Origin of the sequence: Flavobacterium nackdongense (genome assembly GCF_004355225.1) — a bacterium.
Classification (GTDB): domain Bacteria; phylum Bacteroidota; class Bacteroidia; order Flavobacteriales; family Flavobacteriaceae; genus Flavobacterium; species Flavobacterium nackdongense.
Genome location: NZ_CP037933.1, coordinates 3,147,595 through 3,169,180 on the forward strand (window position 1 = coordinate 3,147,595; position 21,586 = coordinate 3,169,180).

13 protein-coding genes are annotated in these 21,586 nt (G+C 34.3%); 9 read left to right on the forward strand and 4 right to left on the reverse strand.

Features of this window, described 5'->3' with window-relative positions; translation table 11 throughout:
- Positions 1-66: 66 nt before the first annotated feature.
- The 4 genes from E1750_RS13465 to E1750_RS13480 form a co-directional block, all read right to left on the reverse strand.
- A complete protein-coding gene (locus tag E1750_RS13465) occupies positions 67-3,219 on the reverse strand; it encodes an SIR2 family protein (protein WP_133277284.1) in 3,153 nt (1,050 codons plus the stop codon).
- A 139-nt stretch (positions 3,220-3,358) separates the two neighbouring features.
- Positions 3,359-5,287, reverse strand: a complete 1,929-nt coding sequence (locus tag E1750_RS13470; RefSeq protein WP_133277285.1) for a site-specific DNA-methyltransferase — start codon at positions 5,285-5,287, stop codon at positions 3,359-3,361.
- Positions 5,288-5,338: 51 nt separating this feature from the next.
- Entirely contained in the window at positions 5,339-8,041 is a 2,703-nt protein-coding gene (locus E1750_RS13475; RefSeq protein WP_133277286.1) for a restriction endonuclease, read from the reverse strand.
- Between the two features lie 381 nt (positions 8,042-8,422).
- Complete coding sequence (locus E1750_RS13480; protein ID WP_133277287.1) at positions 8,423-9,451, reverse strand: LacI family DNA-binding transcriptional regulator; 1,029 nt, start codon at positions 9,449-9,451, stop codon at positions 8,423-8,425.
- A 153-nt stretch (positions 9,452-9,604) separates the two neighbouring features.
- Here E1750_RS13480 and kduI point away from each other — a divergent pair, with 153 nt between their 5' ends.
- The 9 genes from kduI (at position 9,605) to fsa (ending at position 21,371) form a co-directional block, all read left to right on the forward strand.
- Positions 9,605-10,444: a 5-dehydro-4-deoxy-D-glucuronate isomerase gene (gene kduI, locus E1750_RS13485; RefSeq protein ID WP_133277288.1), complete on the forward strand. Its 840-nt coding sequence runs from the start codon at positions 9,605-9,607 to the stop codon at positions 10,442-10,444.
- Between the two features lie 30 nt (positions 10,445-10,474).
- Positions 10,475-11,269: a gluconate 5-dehydrogenase gene (locus E1750_RS13490; RefSeq protein WP_133277289.1), complete on the forward strand. Its 795-nt coding sequence runs from the start codon at positions 10,475-10,477 to the stop codon at positions 11,267-11,269.
- Between the two features lie 241 nt (positions 11,270-11,510).
- A complete protein-coding gene (locus tag E1750_RS13495; RefSeq protein WP_227873895.1) occupies positions 11,511-12,707 on the forward strand; it encodes a DUF4861 family protein in 1,197 nt (398 codons plus the stop codon).
- Positions 12,708-13,019: 312 nt separating this feature from the next.
- Positions 13,020-14,021 (forward strand): GntR family transcriptional regulator, encoded by a 1,002-nt coding sequence (locus E1750_RS13500; RefSeq protein WP_133277290.1) that lies wholly within the window; start codon positions 13,020-13,022, stop codon positions 14,019-14,021.
- Between the two features lie 64 nt (positions 14,022-14,085).
- Complete coding sequence (locus tag E1750_RS13505; RefSeq protein ID WP_133277291.1) at positions 14,086-15,501, forward strand: glycoside hydrolase family 30 protein; 1,416 nt, start codon at positions 14,086-14,088, stop codon at positions 15,499-15,501.
- A gap of 27 nt (positions 15,502-15,528) precedes the next feature.
- A complete protein-coding gene (locus tag E1750_RS13510) occupies positions 15,529-17,013 on the forward strand; it encodes a xylulokinase (protein ID WP_133277292.1) in 1,485 nt (494 codons plus the stop codon).
- A 7-nt stretch (positions 17,014-17,020) separates the two neighbouring features.
- Positions 17,021-18,346 carry a xylose isomerase gene (xylA, locus tag E1750_RS13515; RefSeq protein ID WP_133277293.1) on the forward strand — a complete coding sequence of 442 codons (1,326 nt, stop codon included), beginning with the start codon at positions 17,021-17,023 and terminating at the stop codon, positions 18,344-18,346.
- A gap of 309 nt (positions 18,347-18,655) precedes the next feature.
- On the forward strand, positions 18,656-20,695 hold the full coding sequence (locus tag E1750_RS13520; RefSeq protein WP_133277294.1) for a transketolase family protein: 2,040 nt from the start codon (positions 18,656-18,658) through the stop codon (positions 20,693-20,695).
- 19 nt (positions 20,696-20,714) lie between these two features.
- Complete coding sequence (fsa, locus tag E1750_RS13525; protein WP_133277295.1) at positions 20,715-21,371, forward strand: fructose-6-phosphate aldolase; 657 nt, start codon at positions 20,715-20,717, stop codon at positions 21,369-21,371.
- Positions 21,372-21,586: the final 215 nt, after the last annotated feature.

The window sequence follows — 21,586 nt, forward strand, 5'->3', positions numbered from 1 at the left end:
TAGCTACTATGTTCTAAAATTAAATAATCATTTCAATGTCAACAATTCAAAAAAGAGCAATGTTTTTTATTGCTTACCAATAATTTCTACACGTATTCCTCTTACTGTAAAGACTAATTTACAATAATAGTATTGGCCTTTCATGATTTCAATTTCAGATTTAAATCTATAAAAATCACTTCCTAGTGAAGCTATATAAATTTTGTAATTAGAGATTTCTTTAATTAAACCTACAAAAGTCATTTCATTTTCAGTTTCCTGATCAATCCAAATTTCCTGTAATGATGGGTTTAAATACTTAAATTCTTTTTTTAACGCAATCAGATGCTTATTTGCATAAGAGAATTGTTTGTTATAGCATTCTTTAATATATGAGTAATAGTGGTATTTAAAGAAGTTATTTTCTTCAAATTTTTCTGGATTAAAATTATTTAAAGCCATTCGAGAATCTACATTATATAACCTTTTACTGTGGTAATCAAATAATGCTTTTTCAACAGTATCTAAGTGATGATAATTACTTAACTCGTCAATTACATCTTCAGCCGTGTGGTTGACTAGGAATTTATTCCCAAAGTCAAAAATGCCATATTCTAACGAGTTTAATTTAAAAATCAAAGCAAGTACCCTAGTATCTGGATTACCATACAATTCATCTATGTGTTTTAAAATTTCAGCTTTTGAGAACTGATTAATTGTAATCTCTTTAACGTACTTAGCTCTAAGTCTTTCAATATATTCTGTATTTTCCACCACTGATTCATAGGCTTTTACAAATAAATCCTGAATAATAATGTGTTGTCTTAGTACATCTTCTTCGGTCAAATCTAAATTTTGAACTTTCCACATTTCTAGAGCTAAATATTCATAATAACTATAAGATGAGAACGGGTCCATTATTCTTTTTATCTCAAAAAATTCCTCAGCACTATCAATATATTCATCTCTTATGTAAGTATCTCCCTCTTTATGATAATGTTTAGCAATTTCAAATTCTATTACACCTCTTGTATGTGTAATGGAATAATTTTTCCTGTCACTTGTTGAATCAATTAACATAAGTCTTTCAGCTGCCTTTTTTAAATCAACTATGCCTCTCCTGAGTTGTAAATCCCTAGCGTAATGAATATTAAATAGTGGGTGGGTTGTAAATATTATAGAAGCCTCATCATATAATTTATGTAATTTTTCTTTTTGACTAAAGGTTCTGTTTTTTTTGATTGCTTTAAATAAATCTATCACAATTTTAGCGTGCTCATCATTTGGATTTAAGGCTCTTACTATTTTTAGAAAACCTTTTAACAATTTATCCTCACTTTTATATTTACTTTCAATGAATTTAGCTGATATTATTCTATGTTTTGTTCTAAATACTAAATCTTCTTTTATGTCTCTTGGAGGTGTTATTTCGTGTAAGAGTAGCCCTTTACAGTCTATTCTCAATATATTGATTTTAAATTCATCCCAATCCATATTTATTATCTTTTTCAATATACTCGCAGGCATTGGAATTTTGTATTGAAATAATAATGAGGTATATTCAAAAGCCGTTCTAGCTTCAGGACTTAACTGATTTAAATTGTCTGTAATAGCCCTTAATAAGGTGCTATTTTCAATTAAAGACAACATTGTTACATAAGGATCACTATCGTAAGTTTCTCTAATTTTATCTCTGATTTTACTTTCTTCATACTTATCTCTTACGATAATTAATCTGTGAGTTTTCAATTTTGAGATTAAATCATTTATTTCTTCATCTGTTAAGTTGTGATTAGCCTCAATTTTGTGTGTATTTTGATAATTATAACTTCTTAAATGTTTCTCTAATATGTTTTCTCTTATAGGGGCTAGAATAGATATGTTTTTATTAAATTGATGTTCACTTAATGCAAGCCTAAAAGCCATTAACTCTTTAAAATATGTATGTCTTTCAACATTATCTGCGAGTAAAATAATATTTTCAATAGAACTAGCATTAAAGAGTTCTTCAAGGTCTTGCGCTCTAATGCCATTAATTTCAGTCAATTCAAAAGCTATATAATTATGTTGCAATTGTAATTGATTAATTGCACGTAAAGCAGAAGTTGTTTTACCAACCCCACTAGCACCAACAATAAAATTGACGGGGATTAAATTGTTTTCAATTTTATTAGATAAAATTGCATCTAAAATGGTTCTATTAAGCTTCTTTTTGTGAACATCAAGATTGTCTAAAATTATTGAGTAGTTTGGCTCCTCTCCCCTGTAATAGTTGACAGCACGTATTGAGTTTTCCTTATTATTTATGTGTAGTTGTTTTAAAACATTTCTTAATCTTAGATTTAATTTAGCACTAATTTGTATCGGATTATTGTTATTAGGGTTAAAATAAACTTTTGGCAATTTTTTTTCTTGCCTGGTATATTTCTCTTTTACCCAACTATCATAATGCCCAAAAAATTCTGATGCCGTCATTCTAATAGTAATAACGTTATTTTCTTCTAAAAAGGGTATTAAAGCTTCGTTTGGAAATGGGTCAACATTAAAAATTTTCATTTCCTTTTTAAGATTGTTTTTGTTTAATTCTGTTAGTAATCTTTTCGATATTCCGTCAGTAAAAGAGTACCCAATTGACAGAAAACTAACATCAGTAGTTAGCGAAGAGAAATTAGATAATACTTTATTGTAAAAAGCTTTATTATCTGTAAAATCTTGAGTTGAGAAAACAAACTTATATTTAGCTAGGTCAGATAAACACCCATTTAGTTTGATATACTTAATCTGGTCATTAGAAATTATTTTTTGGTATTCAGCTACACTTCTTATTGGCAGAATCTCTTTATATTCATCGGTTTTTCCGTGAATTTGGGAATAAGCATTCTCCAAAAGCAAATCCATATTTGTAGTTACAATTTGACGCCAACCCATTGAAGCTACTTTTAAATGGGCATCTTCGGGTTTTAATTTTTCTAAAAGACTTTTTACATATTGGTCAAACTTTTGTCTAGAGAAAGTATCTAGTCTTGACGCTCTATCCGTAAATTCAACTAAATCTTTTGTTTCTAAATCAACTCCGAGTGTTTCTTGATAATAATTAACTAATGTTGTGCCTAAATAATTTCTCTCGTTTGTATAAGAAAATCCTGCTCCTAAAAAAAGAATAGTATTTTCATTATACATATTTTGAAAGATTTTCTCTTCAAGAAAATCAATAGTATTTTGGTCATTTTTTAAATCCATAAGTTTCGATATTATTATGATCCTTTAGTAATTTCAATTATAGTAGTTTTAGCATTACTATGACTTTGTAAATTTTTTTATAATATGAATGAAATGATTTTAAATCCTTGAATCGCATAATCTGCTGTCCTATTCATAGTTAAAACGCATTAAATTTATCTCCTAAATAGTGCTTCAAATTGTATTTTGTAGTGGTATCTAATGCTCTTTCCAAACAGATAAACTTTGTGTCTGTATGGGCTTTAAAATGGCTCGCAGTCTCGGGCGCAATGCTCACATCAAGGCAAATTAAAGTTTCCTTTTCTCCATCAGTAACAAAGAGAATTTCATTTTTTGTAAACTGCTCTTGTTGTATTGTTGTGTAATTGAGAGTAAAGTTGTTTTTCAATAATATCTCCGTTAATAGTTCTTCTTTGTTGAAGACATTTACTAACTGACTTTCTTTTTCTGCAATGTATTTTTTAAGTAAATCCAAATTTTCAGTTTCATTGAACTCTGGGTTTGGTGCAAAATCAACTCTAGGAAAATTTGATTTTTGCAGTTTGAAAACTTTAAAACCAAGATTAATTTGTGGTTCTTTAGCCTTGTCTAATGGTAATTCTCCTTCTTTTTTCTTCTCTTTTTCGGCTAACTCTTTTTCTATTTTAGCTATAACTCTTTTGTTTCTTTCAATAGTAACATCACTGATTTTTTTGTAACCTGCTTTGTATGTTTCACTCTTTTCATCTGTGGCTTCTGGAATTTGAACTAATATAAATTTTCTGTTACCTCCATCTTCTTTATTGAGTTCCATTACAGCTTGACCAGTTGTTCCAGAACCTCCGAAGAAATCGAGGGCTATAAAATCTTTATCTTCTTCACTATTCAAATGTAATTTGAGAAATCGTTTAATCAATGATGGTGGCTTCGGAAAATCAAATAAACTTCTTCCCATAAGATCTTCTAATATTTTACTTCCTTGGTCTGTAGTCCCAGTATCTTTATGATTCCATAAATTTGAAGGCACCATTCCTCCATCCATTTCAAAAAGAAACTTTTTTAATCTGGGAAATGAATTATCACCATTAACACCCCAATATAACTTATTGTCTTCTACGTGTTTAAGGTAGGTTGAATATTCATATTTCCAAGCATTTGTTGGGTGTTCAGTTTGAATTTTTGTTATAGGATTTTGTATTTTATAAACTAAATTTGGTCTTTCATCTTTTGTTGCAGGATTTACATACGACACGCTTGTCCAAACTCCTCTTTCATCTTTATCAGGATTTGTATAGATTGAGTCAGATTTTTCATTTCTTGGTTCTTTAACCGAATTCAAACTATCACTTTTTCTATAGCAAACAAGATGTTCAGTTATAGAACCAAATAGTTTTGAATTATTACTTTTGGTAAATCTTTTTTCCCAAATAATATTTACTAAAAAATTCTCTTCTCCAAAAACTTCATCACATATCTTTCTTAAATGATGGACCTCGTTATCATCTATAGAAATAAATATTACACCATCTTCTTTTAGTAGCTGTCTAGCAATGAGCAATCGACTATACATCATATTTAGCCAATTGCTGTGATAACGTCCATCTGTTTCAGTATTGGTATCTATCTTTACTCCGTTTTCAATTACTTCAGCATCTTCCCAATAACCTTTTTTGTCCTGTGTGAAATTATCGCTATACACAAAGTCTTTGCCTGTATTATATGGTGGATCTATGTAAATGCATTTTACTTTTTCACGATAACTACCACTCAATAATTTTAAAACTTCAAGGTTTTCACCTTCAATAATGAGGTTCTCACTGGAATCAGGATTTACGCTTCTATCTTCGTCATATACCAGTGTAGCATTACTTGGTGTAAAGGCATTTCGTTTAGCTTGGCTTTTACCAAACCATCGGAACTCATAACGCTCTGTTTCATCAACACTTTCTGGATTTACTACTTTCTTTACTTCATCGATATTAAGGCTTCCCTCACTGGTAAACCAATCAGGATAAAGTTGTTTTAAAGTCTGCAAACGTTCATCGTTCCAGTCGTTGCTTAATGGCATATAGTCATTGATGGTTTCCATATTAATTCTTATGTTTTATCATTCTCCTTATGTCAGGATGACGATGACCTATTATATAATTGTATTAATCGTTTTGTTAGCTTCCGTTTTGAAATAGTTGTATTCTTTAACAGGTGCTTTATATTGTACTTCTAAACCTAGTTTTTCAAAATGTTTCATAGCACAGCGTATTTTGTAAACTTCGCTTTCTGTCAATGCTTTTTTGTCATTAATGTCATTAGTGCCTTTGGTCTCTATCACAAAATAGAATTCATTTTCATTACCATTCCTAATATTCTTGCGTTTCATAATTAATCCAAAATCGGGTTCGTAATTTCCTATTGGAGTGCTTATTTTATAGAAGCTGGGTAGTTTTAAAAAGCAAACTACTTCAGCATCGGTATCAGCATCTAAAGAAAAATTACGTTCCACATCACTGTCAACAAGCATTTTGTCAAAAACACCCTTGTTCGGGGTTTCAACATATCCTTTACTGGAAATGTTCTTTACAAAATCATCAAAATTGAAAGGATAGCTTTCTCCAGTAATTTGATAATCTAAACCACGAATCATTTCATCCAATTCCACATTGCGAATTATAGCGGATGCTTCGTGAACAAAACGAGGTGGATTTTTCACCATTTCATTCAAGTTCGTTAACCGTTGCATTATTTTAAACAAAGTGGTGTAACTCACTCCTGTATTCTCGCTTAACTCTTCAATTAAATCCAAAGGGGTAAAAAAGGATTTTTGTTTTACATTTTCTGAGCCTTGAAAAGAATCTTCTTTTCCGTCTTCTGTTATCGCATTAATCAAGAAACTAAAAGCTTCAATTACAAAATCAGGAATTGTAATTTTTGAAATTAATTCAGATGCTTGGGTAACTAAATCTTCTTCCTTAAAAGAAATGGTGTATTCTGTTTTCCTTGCTAATGCTGTCCAGTATTTGCGGAAAGCTTTGTCCATTTCAGCAGAAGGGTTTCTTTTAAATTTAACTTCGTCAACTGCAACACCTTTATGAGTATGAGTCATTCCTGCACCTGCATTCTCTGTTCCATAAATTGATTTTATTTCTTCCTGATATTGTGTTACGAATGTTTCATAGGTTTCATTAGGAATAACGGTTAACTGATTGATACGGTCATCATCTGAAACGTCTAAAGCATCATAAACTCGCTTTCCGTCTTGATTCACACAAATACGCAAACCACGACCTATTTCCTGACGCTTTTTAATCTCTGAATAGGAATTGTTCAAAGTGGCGATATTAAACACATTTGGATTATCCCAACCCACACCTAGAGCAGAATGAGAAAATACAAATTGTACAGGATTGGATAAAGTAAGCAGTTCTTCTTTTCCTTTTAAAATCAATTCGTAAATTTTGCTTTGTTCTTTTACACCACCTTCATTGTCTGCAAATTCACCACTTGCTTTTTGTGCAAAATAATATCCTTGAATACTTTGAATATGTTCAGTAGGAGGTAATTTACCACCATTGTATTCTGGATAAATGGCTTTGTACTTGTCAACGAATAGATTTTTTATAATAGGAGTTTCACCCATATAATTGGAAACTCTGTCAATAAAAACGAGAGACAAGCATTTTATTCCTTTAGATTCTAATTTTTGAGATTTGGTAAAATGTCTGTGAATCAACCATTCTATTTGTAATGCCCAAATGTTTTCTAAACTACCAGCAATTTGTTTTTCTAGTATTTCAGTTCCATTTGAAAACTTCACTGTCCATTTACCTGTTTTTAAACTCTTGTTAATGTTGGCAATAGTATAATTCAAATAACTGGGATTGTTAGTTTTTATCCCAAGATTATCATTTTGACTAAGCCATCCCGTAACTTTAAAATCTATTTTATTGGTGGAATTATTTAAATGCCAAGCTTTCAATTTTACTTTAGGATCTCCTTTGCCAAATTGAATGTCTGATAACTCAATTTTCAGGGTTGCTTCGTCATTCTTTTCCGTAACGGTCAATACTTCTATTTTCTTTACTAAACCGTCTTTATAGCTATCGTATGGTGTTAAACGATATAGCAAGTTCTTTACCACTTTATGGGTTGCAGAATACCTGATTTTAAACAATGGATTAAGCTTTGCAATTTGTTTGATAGAATTTTCAGTATCCATTCCTTCCTGTGGCTCATCCATTATGATAATTGGATTGCATTTACCAATTGCTTCTATAAAAGGAATATTATTGAACAAATCCTCTCTCTGTGCTTGATTAAGAATTTTGTCCTCAGAATTAAAAGAAGCCAAAGTCATTATCATCACTTGTGGATGTTGGTCTTCAATAAATTGCGTTACCTTTTGAAGTTTCTTACTATCATACTCAAATGCATTTGGGATAAACCCATAAATGTCTTCCAACTGTTTATTGAATGCTTTAAAAGTTCCGATAATATTTTGGCGAATAGCTACTGATGGCACTAAAATTATAAATTTAGTAAAACCATAATGTTTGAATAATTCATAAATGGTTTTTATGTAAACAAGTGTTTTACCAGTACCTGTTTCCATCTCAATACAAATATCTTTATCCTGTGAAAGTCTTGCGACATCTTCAAGGATTCCATTTTCAACTAAGATGTTTTTTAAATTGGTTTCAACTTCATCAATAGTAAGTTTGCTGTAATTAGAACGAATTCCTTCAAAACAAGCATTATCAAATGTGTTTTTTTCAGTACCTTCAAAAAGTTTCACAACCGATTGAATAGCGAGGTCTTGATATTTAAGGCTTTCTAATTGTAACTCCATTAACAGAAAAAAGTTTAATAATTATAAATTCAAATATACAGATTCTAAAATCGATTAATATCTATATTTACAAAAACTATCTAAAAATAAGAGTTACAACTTTAATATTTTAATCACTTTATTTTCTACTGATTAAAATAGAAAACAATGAAATACTATTTTAAATACTTTTAGATTAATTTGAAACAAATATTTGTCTAAGTATTGAATCTATATATTGGACAGGACATAAATAAATTAATAAAAAAGGCATACAATTCGGTAACATAAAAAAAATAAAATCACGTATCGTTCTGATTTACAAACAAATAAATCCACAGGTTCGAGTCCTGTTCCCGCTACTAAGACAACCTCTAAAGCAATTTAGAGGTTTTTTTATTGCTACTGATATTGGATTTTTTGTGAAGAACTGCGTTCTATTAATCGAGATTCCAAGATTATGGTTTGTGGCGCCTGGTCTTCCATTTTTTTATTGATTTGCGACAGCAATAAGGAAGTGGCAATTTTCCCCATTTCTAATCCTGGTTGATCGATCGTCGTGAGTGATGGTTCAATGACAGCCGAAATGGGTTCGTTACTAAAACCTACAATAGCGATGTCTTCAGGGATTTGGATTCCTGCCGACTTGAAGTGTTTTATGGCGCCAATAGCGGCATTGTCATTGGCAGAAAATAGTCCATCGACTGAGTCGAATGCTAGAATTTTTTGGGCACTTTCGACTCCGTCCGATTCCATTAATTTGGAGTTGATAACCAAGTTTTCTTCAAAATTAATTTTGTATTTCTCCAAAGCAGCTTTATAGCCATTGAGTCGGTTTTTGTAAATCGATAATTCTTGTGGGCCTGAAAAATGAGCTATCGTTTTGCATCCCTTTAAAATCAGATGTTCTGTAGCTTCAAATCCCGATTTGAAATCATCTATAATAACATTGCTGGTTTTTGATGAATCGAAATGCCTGTCAAAAAATACGATTGGTGTTTTGGTTTTATGAAATACTTGCAAATTCGAATCGTTTTTAGTTTCCATGGAAATGGAAATCAAAACGCCGTCAACTCGGTTCGCAGATAGGGTATCAATGATCTTTTTTTCGCGGCTTAGTTGCTCTAAACTTTGACAAATGATAACATTATATCCCGCCTCGTAAGCTGTTTCTTCTATCCCCGCAATGACAGATGAAAAGAAATGCCGCGAAATTCTCGGGACGATGACGCCGATGGTTTTAGTTTCGTTTTTGCGTAAGTTAGAGGCCAATACATTTCTTTGGTAGCCAAGCTCATTGGCCTTTTCCAGAATTCTATCTTTTGTTTTCTGAGTCACTCTCGAATTATCACTCAAGGCCCTTGATACAGTAGAACTGTCTATATTTAATTCTTTGGCAATATCGTGAATTGTTACTTTACCGTTTTTCATGAATCACCTCGTTTAGGTTGAAATTTATTTTTTCAAAAGTACAAAATTAAAAATACAATCGATTGGATTTTTAAAAAATAGTAGTACTTTTGTAAAAAATAATTCAAAATTTAGTAGAACTGTATTTGCTAATTTATAGACAAACAAATAGTTATGGAAAATAATTTTAACATGCGTTATGCTTCGAGCCCAGAAGCGGTAAAGCAGTACGATACTGCTCAGTTAAGAGCCGAATTTTTAGTGGATGACCTGATGCAAACAGGAAAAATCAACTTTACCTATTCACATTATGACCGTTATATTGTAGGATCTGCTGTTCCGGTGACTCCTATTAAGCTTGAAACTTTGGAAACGCTTAAGATGCCAAACTTTTTGGACCGAAGAGAAATGGGGATTATAAATGTTGGTGCAAGCGGAAGTGTTTCGGTTGAAGGCGTGGAATATGCTTTAGGACACAAAGATGCTTTATATATTGGAATGGGGAATAAGGAAGTGATTTTCAAAAGTGATGATGCCAATACTCCAGCGAAATTTTATTTGAATTCAGCGCCCGCTCATACCAATTATCCGACAAAAAAAGTGAGTTTGGCCGAAGCCAATAAAATTGAAATGGGTTCCGTCGAAACGGCCAATCATAGAACTATCAATCAAATGATTATTGGAAGTGTGGTTACTACTTGTCAACTTCAAATGGGAATGACGGAATTGAAAACAGGAAGTGTATGGAACACGATGCCAGCTCACGTTCACGATCGCAGAATGGAAGTGTACTACTATTTAGATATTCCCGAAAATCAAGCCGTTTGCCACTTTATGGGTCAGCCACAAGAAACTCGTCACATTTGGATGAACAATCATCAGGCGGTCATTTCACCACCTTGGTCGATTCATTCAGGAGCTGGAACTTCCAATTATACCTTTATTTGGGGCATGGCAGGCGAGAATTTAGATTATGGCGATATGGATATTGCCAAAATAACAGACTTAAAATAAATTAATTAACAAACCTAAAAAAATAGAATTATGTCAATAAACTTATTTGATTTAACCGGGAAAGTGGCTCTTGTTACTGGTGGTGTTCACGGTCTAGGAATGGCTATGGCAAAAGGCTTAGGTCAAGCTGGGGCTAAAATTGTTGTCAATGATCGTTCCTCTTGGGAAGCGGTAGATAAAGCAGTGTCGGAATACAAATCGGTTGGGATTGAAGCTTACGGCTATATTTTTGATGTAACCGATGAAGCGGCTGTAATTGCTAGTATAAAACAAATAGAAGCTGAAGTCGGACCTATCGATATTTTGATCAACAATGCTGGAATCATCAAAAGAACCCCTATTATAGAAATGGAAGTAGAAGATTTTGCTGCGGTCATTAATGTGGATTTAATAAGTCCTTTTATCGTATCGAAAAATGTGGCAAAAGGAATGATTCAGCGTGGCGGCGGAAAAATCATCAATATTTGTTCGATGATGAGTGAGCTGGGAAGAGATTCTGTGAGTGCTTATGCTGCTGCCAAAGGAGGTTTGAAAATGCTTACCAAAAATATGGCGACCGAATGGGCTAAATTTAATATTCAAACCAACGGAATTGGTCCCGGTTATTTTGCAACTAGCCAAACAGCTCCAATTCGAGTAGATGGACATCCGTTTAATGAATTTATCATCAGCAGAACGCCTGCAGCGCGTTGGGGAGATCCAGAAGACTTGCAAGGAGCTGCTATTTTCTTATCATCAAAAGCGAGTGATTTTGTAAACGGTCATATTTTGTATGTTGATGGTGGAATTTTAGCTACAATCGGAAAACCTTCGAATGAGGATTAGAAAATAGTAACATTTTTAGTTTTGATGAGTATGATTAATGAATTTGGATTATATTTTCTCAATTTCGGTTGTTAATGATTTTTGTAATCTACTTTTAATTAATGGAATAGTATTAAATCAAGGTCTATTTTCTAATCAAGAATTTAGGTCTTGATTTTTTTTTTTTAGATTTCTAATGAGCTAATCAGCCTCTTTTTTTATAACCAAAGAATAGATATAAATAACTTAATACATAATTCAAATGATGAAATTGAATCTTAAACCCACGCTGTTTTTGCTAGGAACTCTTGTTCTCTTTTCTAGTTTTGAAACCAAAAAACAAACTTCCTTAGGAATAGTTGTCAAGAATGCTCTGGCAATGAATCGAGTGGATGAAGTTGTTTCAATTCAATTGAAACAATTAAAAAAACTTACGGAATCGTACCAAGATTTACTAGTTAAAGATGAAAAAGGCAAACTCTTAGTTACTCAAATTGTCGATACAAATTTAGATGGCAAAGCAGATGAATTGCTTTTTCAAGCCACTGTTTCGGCCAATTCTAGCGTGACTTATACGGTTTTTGTAGACCAAGATGCTCAGAATAAGAAACCAGTAAGTTCCTATTCGACTTTTGCACGATTTGTTCCCGAAAGAACAGATGATTTTACATGGGAGAATGATATTGTCGCTTTTCGAACCTATGGCCCTGAAGCACAGCGATTGATTGAAGCGGGAGAAAAAGGGGGAACACTTTCGAGTGGAATCGATATATGGTTAAAAAAAGTGAAGTATTCGATTATCGATAAATGGTATTCCAATAATCTGAAGACGCCAGGCTATTATCACATTGACCACGGCGAAGGTTATGATCCGTATCACGTGGGAAAAAGTAGAGGGGCAGGAGGAACTGGAATTTGGCTAAAAGATTCTTTACATGTTTCTAAAAATTTTGTCAAATACAGAGTAATTGCAACAGGTCCTTTAAGAGCAATTTTCGAATTGGATTATGATTCTTGGAGTCAGTTTGGGGTGAAGGAAACCAAAAGAATTTCACTAGATTTAGGTGCTAATTTTACAAAATTTGAAAATAAAATTGCTGCCAATAGTAAAATCCCAAATTACACAGTGGGAATCACCTTGCATACTGAAAAAGGCTCAGTAAAGTTGAATGCTCCCAAAGGGATCTTCCGCTATTGGGAGCCTATTGATGATGCTTTCGTAGGCGAGGGGATAATTATGGCGCCGAAACAGATTGTAGAAGCCGTCAATCATCATTCTTCTCATCCTGATCAGAGTCAGATATTGGTAATTACCGAGCCAAAAAATGATGTATTGGTTTACTATGTAGGTTCAACTTGGACTAAAGCGGGTCTAATTCAATCTAAGGAAGAATGGGATGCAAAATTAGAAAAGCAGGAGCAGATTATCAATAATCCACTACTAATTAAAGTGATGTAGATTTTTATTCAAAAAAAATACGAGTTTCGCTATTGAGTTAAATGCTATTTAAATTAAAAAACAATACGGAAACCTCCGTTGATTTTTCAGTCCTACATGCCCCAAAAACCATATTGATGGAGTTTGGGGCTTTTTTATGGAAATTTTTTACATCTAGAATTGGTTGGATTTAGTATGAGAAGCCTTTGCTACTAGGATTTGTAACTACAGATCAAAAGCAGAGAAAAATATATTTTATTTTTTTTCTTAAACATTTTCTAATTTAAAAATAATTGCTAATTTAGCCTACCGGAACAGAACAGTACAGAAGTTATGAATGAAACCAATTTTGCTTTTAATATGAATCACGAAAGTGATATTCCAAAGTATCAGCAATTGGTCGATTCTATTCAGCATGCGATTGCTAAAAACCTTTTGAGTAAGGGAGATTTGCTACCCTCTGTAAATAGTATTTGTAAAGAGCACAAACTTTCTAGAGACACTGTTTTCAAAGCTTATTCGATTTTGAAAGAACAAAGAATGATCGATTCAGTACCGAATAAAGGCTATTATGTGGCGGGCGAAACCCGGAAAGTGCTTCTGGTTTTGGATACTTTCAAGGCCTACAAAGAGGTTTTGTATCATTCCTTTATCAATAATCTGCCTGAAAACATCATTACCGATGTGCAATTTCATCATTATAACATTGACAATTTCAAAACCATAATCAATAATAGTATCGGAAAGTACTATAAATATGTGGTTATGAATTTCGATCATAAAGAAGTGGCTGCTGCCACGGTCAATATCGCTGACGAAAAACTCCTGCTGATTGATTGGAATATTCACAGCAAACCGAAGAATAATTATGTGTATCAAGATTTTGGAAATGCCTTTTATGAAGCGTTAAAAGAGGCTGATAATTTGCTCCGAAAGTATGAAGAAATAGATTTTATTTATCCAAGTTTTACCAATCATCCCGTTGAATCAGTGCTGTTTTTTGAAAAATTTTGTAAAGATTTTGACTTTCAATATAAAATCATCAAAAATCATAAAAATTTCGAAGTCAAGAAAAATAAGGCCTACATCAGTGTAAGCGACAGGATGTTGGGCGTTTTTCTAGAACAATGCAGAGAAAAAGATTTGGAGCCCGGAAAAGACGTTGGGATTTTATCCTATAACGAAACGCCGATGAAGAAATTTATCTACAAAGGAATTTCGGTCGTTTCAACCGATTTTGAAGCATTAGGAACGAAAGCCGCAGAATTTATTACAAAAGACGAACCGATGCAGCATTATGTGTCGACAAAATTAATACTAAGAGAATCATTGTAAATTATTTTATAACATGCAACTCAGGTTAGTGAATCATAACAGGAGTTTTTAAATAATCTGAAAAGTGAAAAACAAAAAAATAATAGTAAATCTAATAGTTATCGTTTTAACTACCGTAAATGGATTTTCTCAAAACGTGAATTGGATTTCCAGCACCGAAAAGCAACCGTGGAAAACCAAAGAAGCCATTAAACTAAATGACTTTTATGCATCAACGCCAGTAGATATTGAAATACTAACCGACAAAAAACAACAAACCATCGATGGTTGGGGAGGCTGTTTCAACGAATTGGGTTGGCAGGCTTTGAATACTTTGCCGTTTAAAGAACGAGATAAAGTTATCAAGGAATTTTTCGATCCCAACGAAGGACTAAAATACAATTATTGTCGCATGCCAATTGGGGCGAATGATTACTCGTTTAATTGGTATTCTCTGAATGAAACTGATGGCGATTTTGCCATGAAAAACTTCAATATCGAAAGGGATAAAACTATTTTGATTCCTTACATCAAAGCGGCTTTGAAATACCGACCTGATTTGAAAATTTGGGCCTCGCCTTGGAGTCCGCCAACTTGGATGAAAACCAACAAGCATTACGCTAATAAACCGAACACATTCAACGACCTTACCGAAGATAAAGCTGTAAAATCAGTCGATCAATTTATTCAAAAGAAGGAATACTTAAGTGCTTATGCGCTCTACCTTTCTAAATTCGTACAAGCCTATCAAAAAGAAGGCGTAAATATTTTTGCAGTACATTTTCAGAACGAGCCTTATACTTATAATCAATGGCCGAATTGCAGTTGGACAGCTCCCGCAATGCGCGATTTTGTTTCTGGATATTTAGGACCAAAGTTTGCAAAGGATAAAAACCCTGCACAAATCTGGTTTAGCACTATCAATAGTAGAGATTTAGACGTTTTCGAAACGGTTTTGTCTAATCCTACTGTTAGAAAATACATTTCTGGTGTTGGTGTACAATATGAAGGTCTTGATGTAATTGATAAAATTGCCGCAAAATATCCAGAACTTAACTTGATGCAAACCGAAACGCCTTGTGGCGATGGAAATTTTAGTTGGAATGATGCCGAAAGTACCTTTGGAACCATCAAATCGTATTTAGATAAAGGCGTAAAATCATATATGTATTGGAATATGATTTTAGATCAAACAGGCGAAAGCTCTTGGGGATGGAAACAAAATGCACAAGTGGTCATCAATAAAATGACCAAAAAAGTAACCTACACACCGGAGTTTTATATTTTCAAGCACCTGAGTTATTTTGTAACACCGGGTTCCACTAAATTAGAAATCAAAGGATTGACTGAAGACTCACTTGCATTTGTTACTCCTGAAGGTAAAACGGTTTTGGTTACGGTGAACTCCTCTTACAGAACAAAAAATTTAAAAGTAAAAGTGGGGTCAAAGCATTTTGAGGTCAGCTTGCCTGCGAATTCATTCAATACTTTAACCTTATAAATTAATATTCAATTCTCAAAAAAATTTATGTATTACATTGGATTTGATATAGGTAGCTCCTCAGTGAAAGTGGCTATCGTAGAAATAGCAACCGGAAAAAGTATTGGCGTAGCCCAAGAACCCGAGACTGAAATGAGTATGCTCGCCCTAAAAAATGGTTGGGCAGAACAGAAACCAGAAGACTGGTGGCTACATGCGTGCAATGCTGTGGCCAAATTGAAGAAGAAATACAACATTTCCAGAACACAAATCAAAGGCATAGGAATTTCGTATCAAATGCACGGATTGGTTTTGGTTGATGCAGCAGGTCAGCCGTTGCGGAAATCGATAATTTGGTGCGACAGTAGAGCTGTAGGAATCGGAAATGAGGCTTTTTCAACTATTGGAGAAAAAAAATGCAATGAACACTTGCTGAATTCTCCGGGAAATTTTACTGCTTCAAAATTGAAATGGGTCAAAGAAAACGAGCCGGAAATTTATAATAAAATATATAAATTTATGTTGCCTGGTGATTATATCGCTTATAGATTATCTAATGTAATCAATACCACCATCTCAGGATTATCTGAAGGAATTATGTGGGATTTCAAAACGGACAACTTCGCCAATTTCTTGTTCGAACATTATGGCATTTCAACTGAATTGGTTCCCGATATTGTGGATACGTTTGGTGTTCAATCTAAAGTAGATGCAAAAGGAGCCGAAGAAAGTGGTCTTGCCGAGGGAACGCCAATATTTTACAGAGCAGGTGATCAACCCAACAATGCCCTTTCGTTGAATGTTTTCAATCCGGGCGAAGTGGCTGCAACAGGCGGAACATCGGGTGTGGTTTATGCCATGACCAATAGTTTGTCCGTTAAAGAAAGTTCAAGAGTCAATAATTTTGCTCACGTTAATTATAAAAAAGGCAATGAACCAAGAATTGGAAAATTGCTTTGCATCAATGGTGCCGGAATTCAATACCGATGGTTGCTGAATAATCTTTCGGTTAGTTCTTATGAAGAAATGAATACTCTAGCTTCTGAAATTCCCGTTGGATCTGATGGGGTTTGTATGATTCCTTTTGGAAACGGAGCGGAAAGAATGTTGAACAATAAAGATATTGGAACCCGGTTGGTTAACATCAATTTGAACAATCACGGCAAAGCTCATATTTGTCGCGCTGCATTGGAAGGAATTGCTTTTTCATTTGTCTATGGAATGGAAATTATGAAATCCGACGGTATCGAAGTGAATGTAATGCGAGCCGGAAACGATAATTTATTCCGTTCCGAGATATTTTCGAATACTGTAGCAACACTTATTGGTCATGAAATAGAAATCTACAATACCACTGGAGCCATTGGAGCAGCAAGAGCTTCAGGACTTCACGAAGGCGATTTTGAAACTTTCGGAAAGTACATTACCGACAATGATCACGTGATGACTTATATGCCTTTTAAAGACAAACAACCCTATTTAGAAGCGTATCAACTTTGGAAAAACGAATTAGAATTAATAATCACTAAATAAATAAAAAATGGCAACTTTAGGCAATAAAGAATACTTTAAAGGTATTAGCGAAATTAAATTTGAAGGCAAAGAATCAGATAATCCATTAGCATTCAAATATTACAATCCAGACCAAATTGTGGCTGGCAAAACGATGCGCGAGCATTTTAAATTTGCCATCGCCTATTGGCATACCTTCTGCGGACAGGGTTCTGATCCGTTTGGGCCAGGGACACAAAATTTTGCTTGGGATCAATCATCAGATGCTTTGCAAGCAGCGAAAGACAAAGCAGATGCCGCTTTCGAATTCATTACTAAAATGGGATTTGGTTACTACTGTTTCCACGATTACGATTTAGTTCGTGAAGGCGCTACTTTTGGAGAATCGGAGCAAAGATTGCTTACAATCACTGACTATTTAAAAGAAAAACAAGCCGCTTCTGGTGTAAAATTGCTTTGGGGAACTGCCAATGCATTTTCGAATCCTCGTTATATGAATGGAGCTGCTACCAATCCTGATTTTAATGTAGTGGCAAGAGCAGGTGGTCAAGTAAAATTAGCTTTAGATGCCACTATTGCTTTGGGCGGAGAAAATTATGTTTTTTGGGGAGGTCGTGAAGGGTATATGTCTTTATTAAACACCGATATGGGAAGAGAATTGGATCATATGGGAACTTTTTTGGCAAAAGCCAGAGATTATGCAAGAGCCCAAGGTTTCAAAGGGAATTTCTTCATCGAACCAAAACCAATGGAGCCAATGAAACACCAATATGATTTTGATTGTGCTACCGCAATTGGATTTTTACACCAATATGGTTTAGAGAAAGATTTCAAAATGAATATCGAAGTCAATCACGCCACCTTGGCACAACACACTTTTCAACACGAAATGGAAGTGGCTGCCAAAGCTGGAATGTTAGGAAGTTTGGATGCGAATCGTGGTGATTATCAAAACGGATGGGATACCGATCAATTCCCAAACAACATTCAAGAAACTACCGAAGCGATGTTGGTATTCTTAAAAGCAGGAGGATTACAAGGTGGCGGCGTTAATTTTGATGCCAAAATCAGAAGAAATTCAACCGATATGGAAGATGTTTTCCACGCACACATTGGCGGAGCGGATACTTTTGCAAGAGCCTTATTGACTGCGGATAAAATTATCACTTCATCGGCTTATGACAAACTAAGAACAGCGCGTTACAGTTCTTTCGATGCTGGAAAAGGAAAAGAATTTGAAGAAGGAAAATTGGATTTGAAAGCTTTGTATGAAATCGCCAAAGAAAATGGGGAGCTTACTTTACAAAGTGGCAAACAAGAATTGTTTGAAAATATCATCAACCAATACATTTAAAATTGGGTACGGATTGAAGAGGATGTCGAAGATAGTTACGGATTAATTAATTATTTTCGGCATTTTTTTTAGTACAGCCCTCGCCCGAGTTAAAACTCATAAATAATCATTAATTGTGTTTTTAAACTTTTTTTGAAACCTATATTTGTTTACTTTTGCACCGAAAAAAAATAAATATAATTCTTTCAGAACGTTTTGAATTTTAATAAATTAGAATTGTTAAAAGACTAGATAATGTACTGACTTTTTTTATTTACAATCCTCAGAATGCCTATTATTTAGAATAAAACAATTAACTATACATACAACATGAACAACAAAATCGACAATTTAGCCGCTGACAACATTAGAGCTTTAGCGATATCAATGGTAGAAAAGGCAAATTCGGGTCATCCCGGTGGCGCAATGGGTGGCGCAGATTTCTTACACATTTTATATTCAGAATATTTGAATTTTGATCCAACCGAAATGAATTGGCCATTTAGAGATCGTTTCTTTATGGATGCGGGACATTTATCCGCTTTGATGTATGCTCAATATAGTTTATTTGGAAATTATTCGAAAGAAGATTTGCAAAACTTCCGTCAATGGGGTTCGGTAACGCCGGGACACCCTGAAGTAGATGTTCTCAGAGGTATCGAAAATACTTCCGGCCCACTCGGACAAGGACACGCAATGGGAGTTGGAGCTGCAATTGCTGCCAAATTCCTTGATGCCAGATTCGAAAGTTTATTTACACATAAAATCTACGGATTTATCACCGATGGTGGAGTTCAAGAAGAAATCTCTCAAGGTGTTGGTCGAATTGCTGGACATTTAGGTTTGAGTAACTTTATTATGTTTTACGATTCCAATGATGTACAACTTTCCTCTATGACCGACGAAGTATCCTCTGAAGATACTACGATGAAATACGAAGCTTGGGGATGGAAAGTGATCAATATCGATGGTCACGATCACGCACAAATCCGTAAAGCTTTAGACGATGCCAATGCTGAAACTGAAAAACCTACCTTGATTATCGGTAAAACGATTATGGGTAAAGGTTGCGTTCTAGCCAATGGCGATATGTATGAAGGCGAATGTGAATTGCACGGAAAACCAATTGGAGACACCAAAGCCGATTTCAATCAAACTTTAATCAATTTAGGAGCCAATCCAGACAGTTCATTTGATACCTATCCAGAGGTTCAAGACTATTACACTCAAGTAATCGCTACCAAAACGGCGAATGCTGCTGCTAAAAAAGCAACTATTGCGGCCTGGAAAACAGCGAATCCCGCTTTGGCTCAAAAAATGGAAATGTTCCTTTCAGGAGTATTGCCAGATTTAGATTTGAGTCAAGTGGTTCAGAAAGCCAATGTGGCCACAAGAGAAGCTTCATCATCGGTATTAGGATATTTAGCAGAAAATGTGGAAAATATGATCGTTTCATCGGCAGATTTATCCAACAGTGATAAAACAGATGGTTTCTTGAAAAAATCATCGGTTTTACAAAAAAATAATTTCAAAGGAGGCTTTTTGCAAGCGGGTGTTGCTGAATTAACTATGACAGCTATTGCCAACGGTATCGCTCTTCACGGTGGTGTAATTCCTGTGGTGGCTACTTTCTTTGTATTCTCTGATTATATGAAACCTGCTATCAGATTGGCAGCTATTCAAGAATTGCCTGTAAAATATGTTTTGACTCACGATTCCTTTAGAGTAGGGGAAGATGGACCAACGCACCAGCCTATCGAGCAAGAAGCGCAAATGCGTTTGATGGAAAAAATCAAAAATCATTCAGGTCACCAAAGTTTGCTAGCCCTTCGGCCTGCCGATGCTATCGAAACTTCGGTAGCTTGGGATATGGCGTTGAACAACACCACGACCCCAACGGCTTTGATACTTTCAAGACAAAACATCAAAGACATTCCAGCGACTGGAACTTCAAGATATCAAGAAGCGACTGAAGCCAAAAAAGGAGGGTATTTAGTAAAAGCTACTTCAAATCCTGATATTACTTTGTTTGCCAATGGTTCTGAAGTTGCAACACTTATAGGTGCTGCTGAGTTGTTAGAAAAAGAGAATAATCTAAAAGTAAATGTGGCTTCCATCATTTCAGAAGGCTTGTTCAAACAACAATCCAAAGACTACCAAGAAAGCGTTATTCCTAAAGGAAAATTAGTTTTCGGATTGACTGCTGGACTTCCTGTAAATCTAGAAGGATTGATAGGCGATAGCGGAAAAGTGGTTGGATTAGGTCATTTTGGGTATTCTGCGCCAGCGGGTGTTTTGGACCAAAAATTTGGTTTCAACCCAGAAAGTGCTGCTAAAGAAATCCTGAGCTACATTCAAGAAAGTAAATAATTAATCAAAAATAAAGACAATGAAATTTTTTATAGATACTGCCAATTTAAAAGACATCAAAGAAGCTAATGATTTAGGAATCTTAGACGGTGTAACAACCAACCCTTCGCTGATGGCGAAAGAAGGAATTACTGGAGCTGAAAATATCCTAGCACATTACGTAAAAATTTGTGAATTGGTGGATGGCGATGTTTCTGCCGAAGTAATTGCCACAGATTTTGAAGGTATGGTTGCCGAAGGAGAAAAATTAGCCGCTTTGCACCCACAAATCGTGGTAAAACTTCCGATGATTAAAGACGGGGTTAAAGCGTGTAAATATTTTGCAAGCAAAGGAATTAGAACCAATGTTACTTTAGTTTTCTCTGCTGGTCAAGCTTTATTGGCTGCCAAAGCGGGAGCAACTTATGTTTCACCGTTCATCGGACGATTGGATGATATTTCTACAGACGGAATGGCTTTGATTGAAGAAATCAGATTGATTTATGACAATTATGGCTATGAAACTGAAATTCTTGCCGCTTCAGTTCGTCACGTAATGCACATTATCAATTGTGCTAAAATTGGAGCGGATGTAATTACAGGTCCTTTGAGTGCCATCGAAGGCTTGTTGAAACACCCACTTACCGATATTGGTTTGGCTACTTTCTTAGCGGATTTCAAAAAAGGAAATAGCTAGAGAATTTCGACTACTGCTCTTTGCGTAATCGGTTTATATAGAAAAACCCTGTTCCCGTTTTGGAGCAGGGTTTTTTTTGCACAAAAAAAACAACTCGAATTTTGGTAATTTAAATAAAATAATTATTTTTATTGAACAAACTAAAGTTGTTTGTTTCTCAGTTTAAAAAATACAGTAGCGAATAATTTTTTTTATTACAAAATCTAATTAATTAT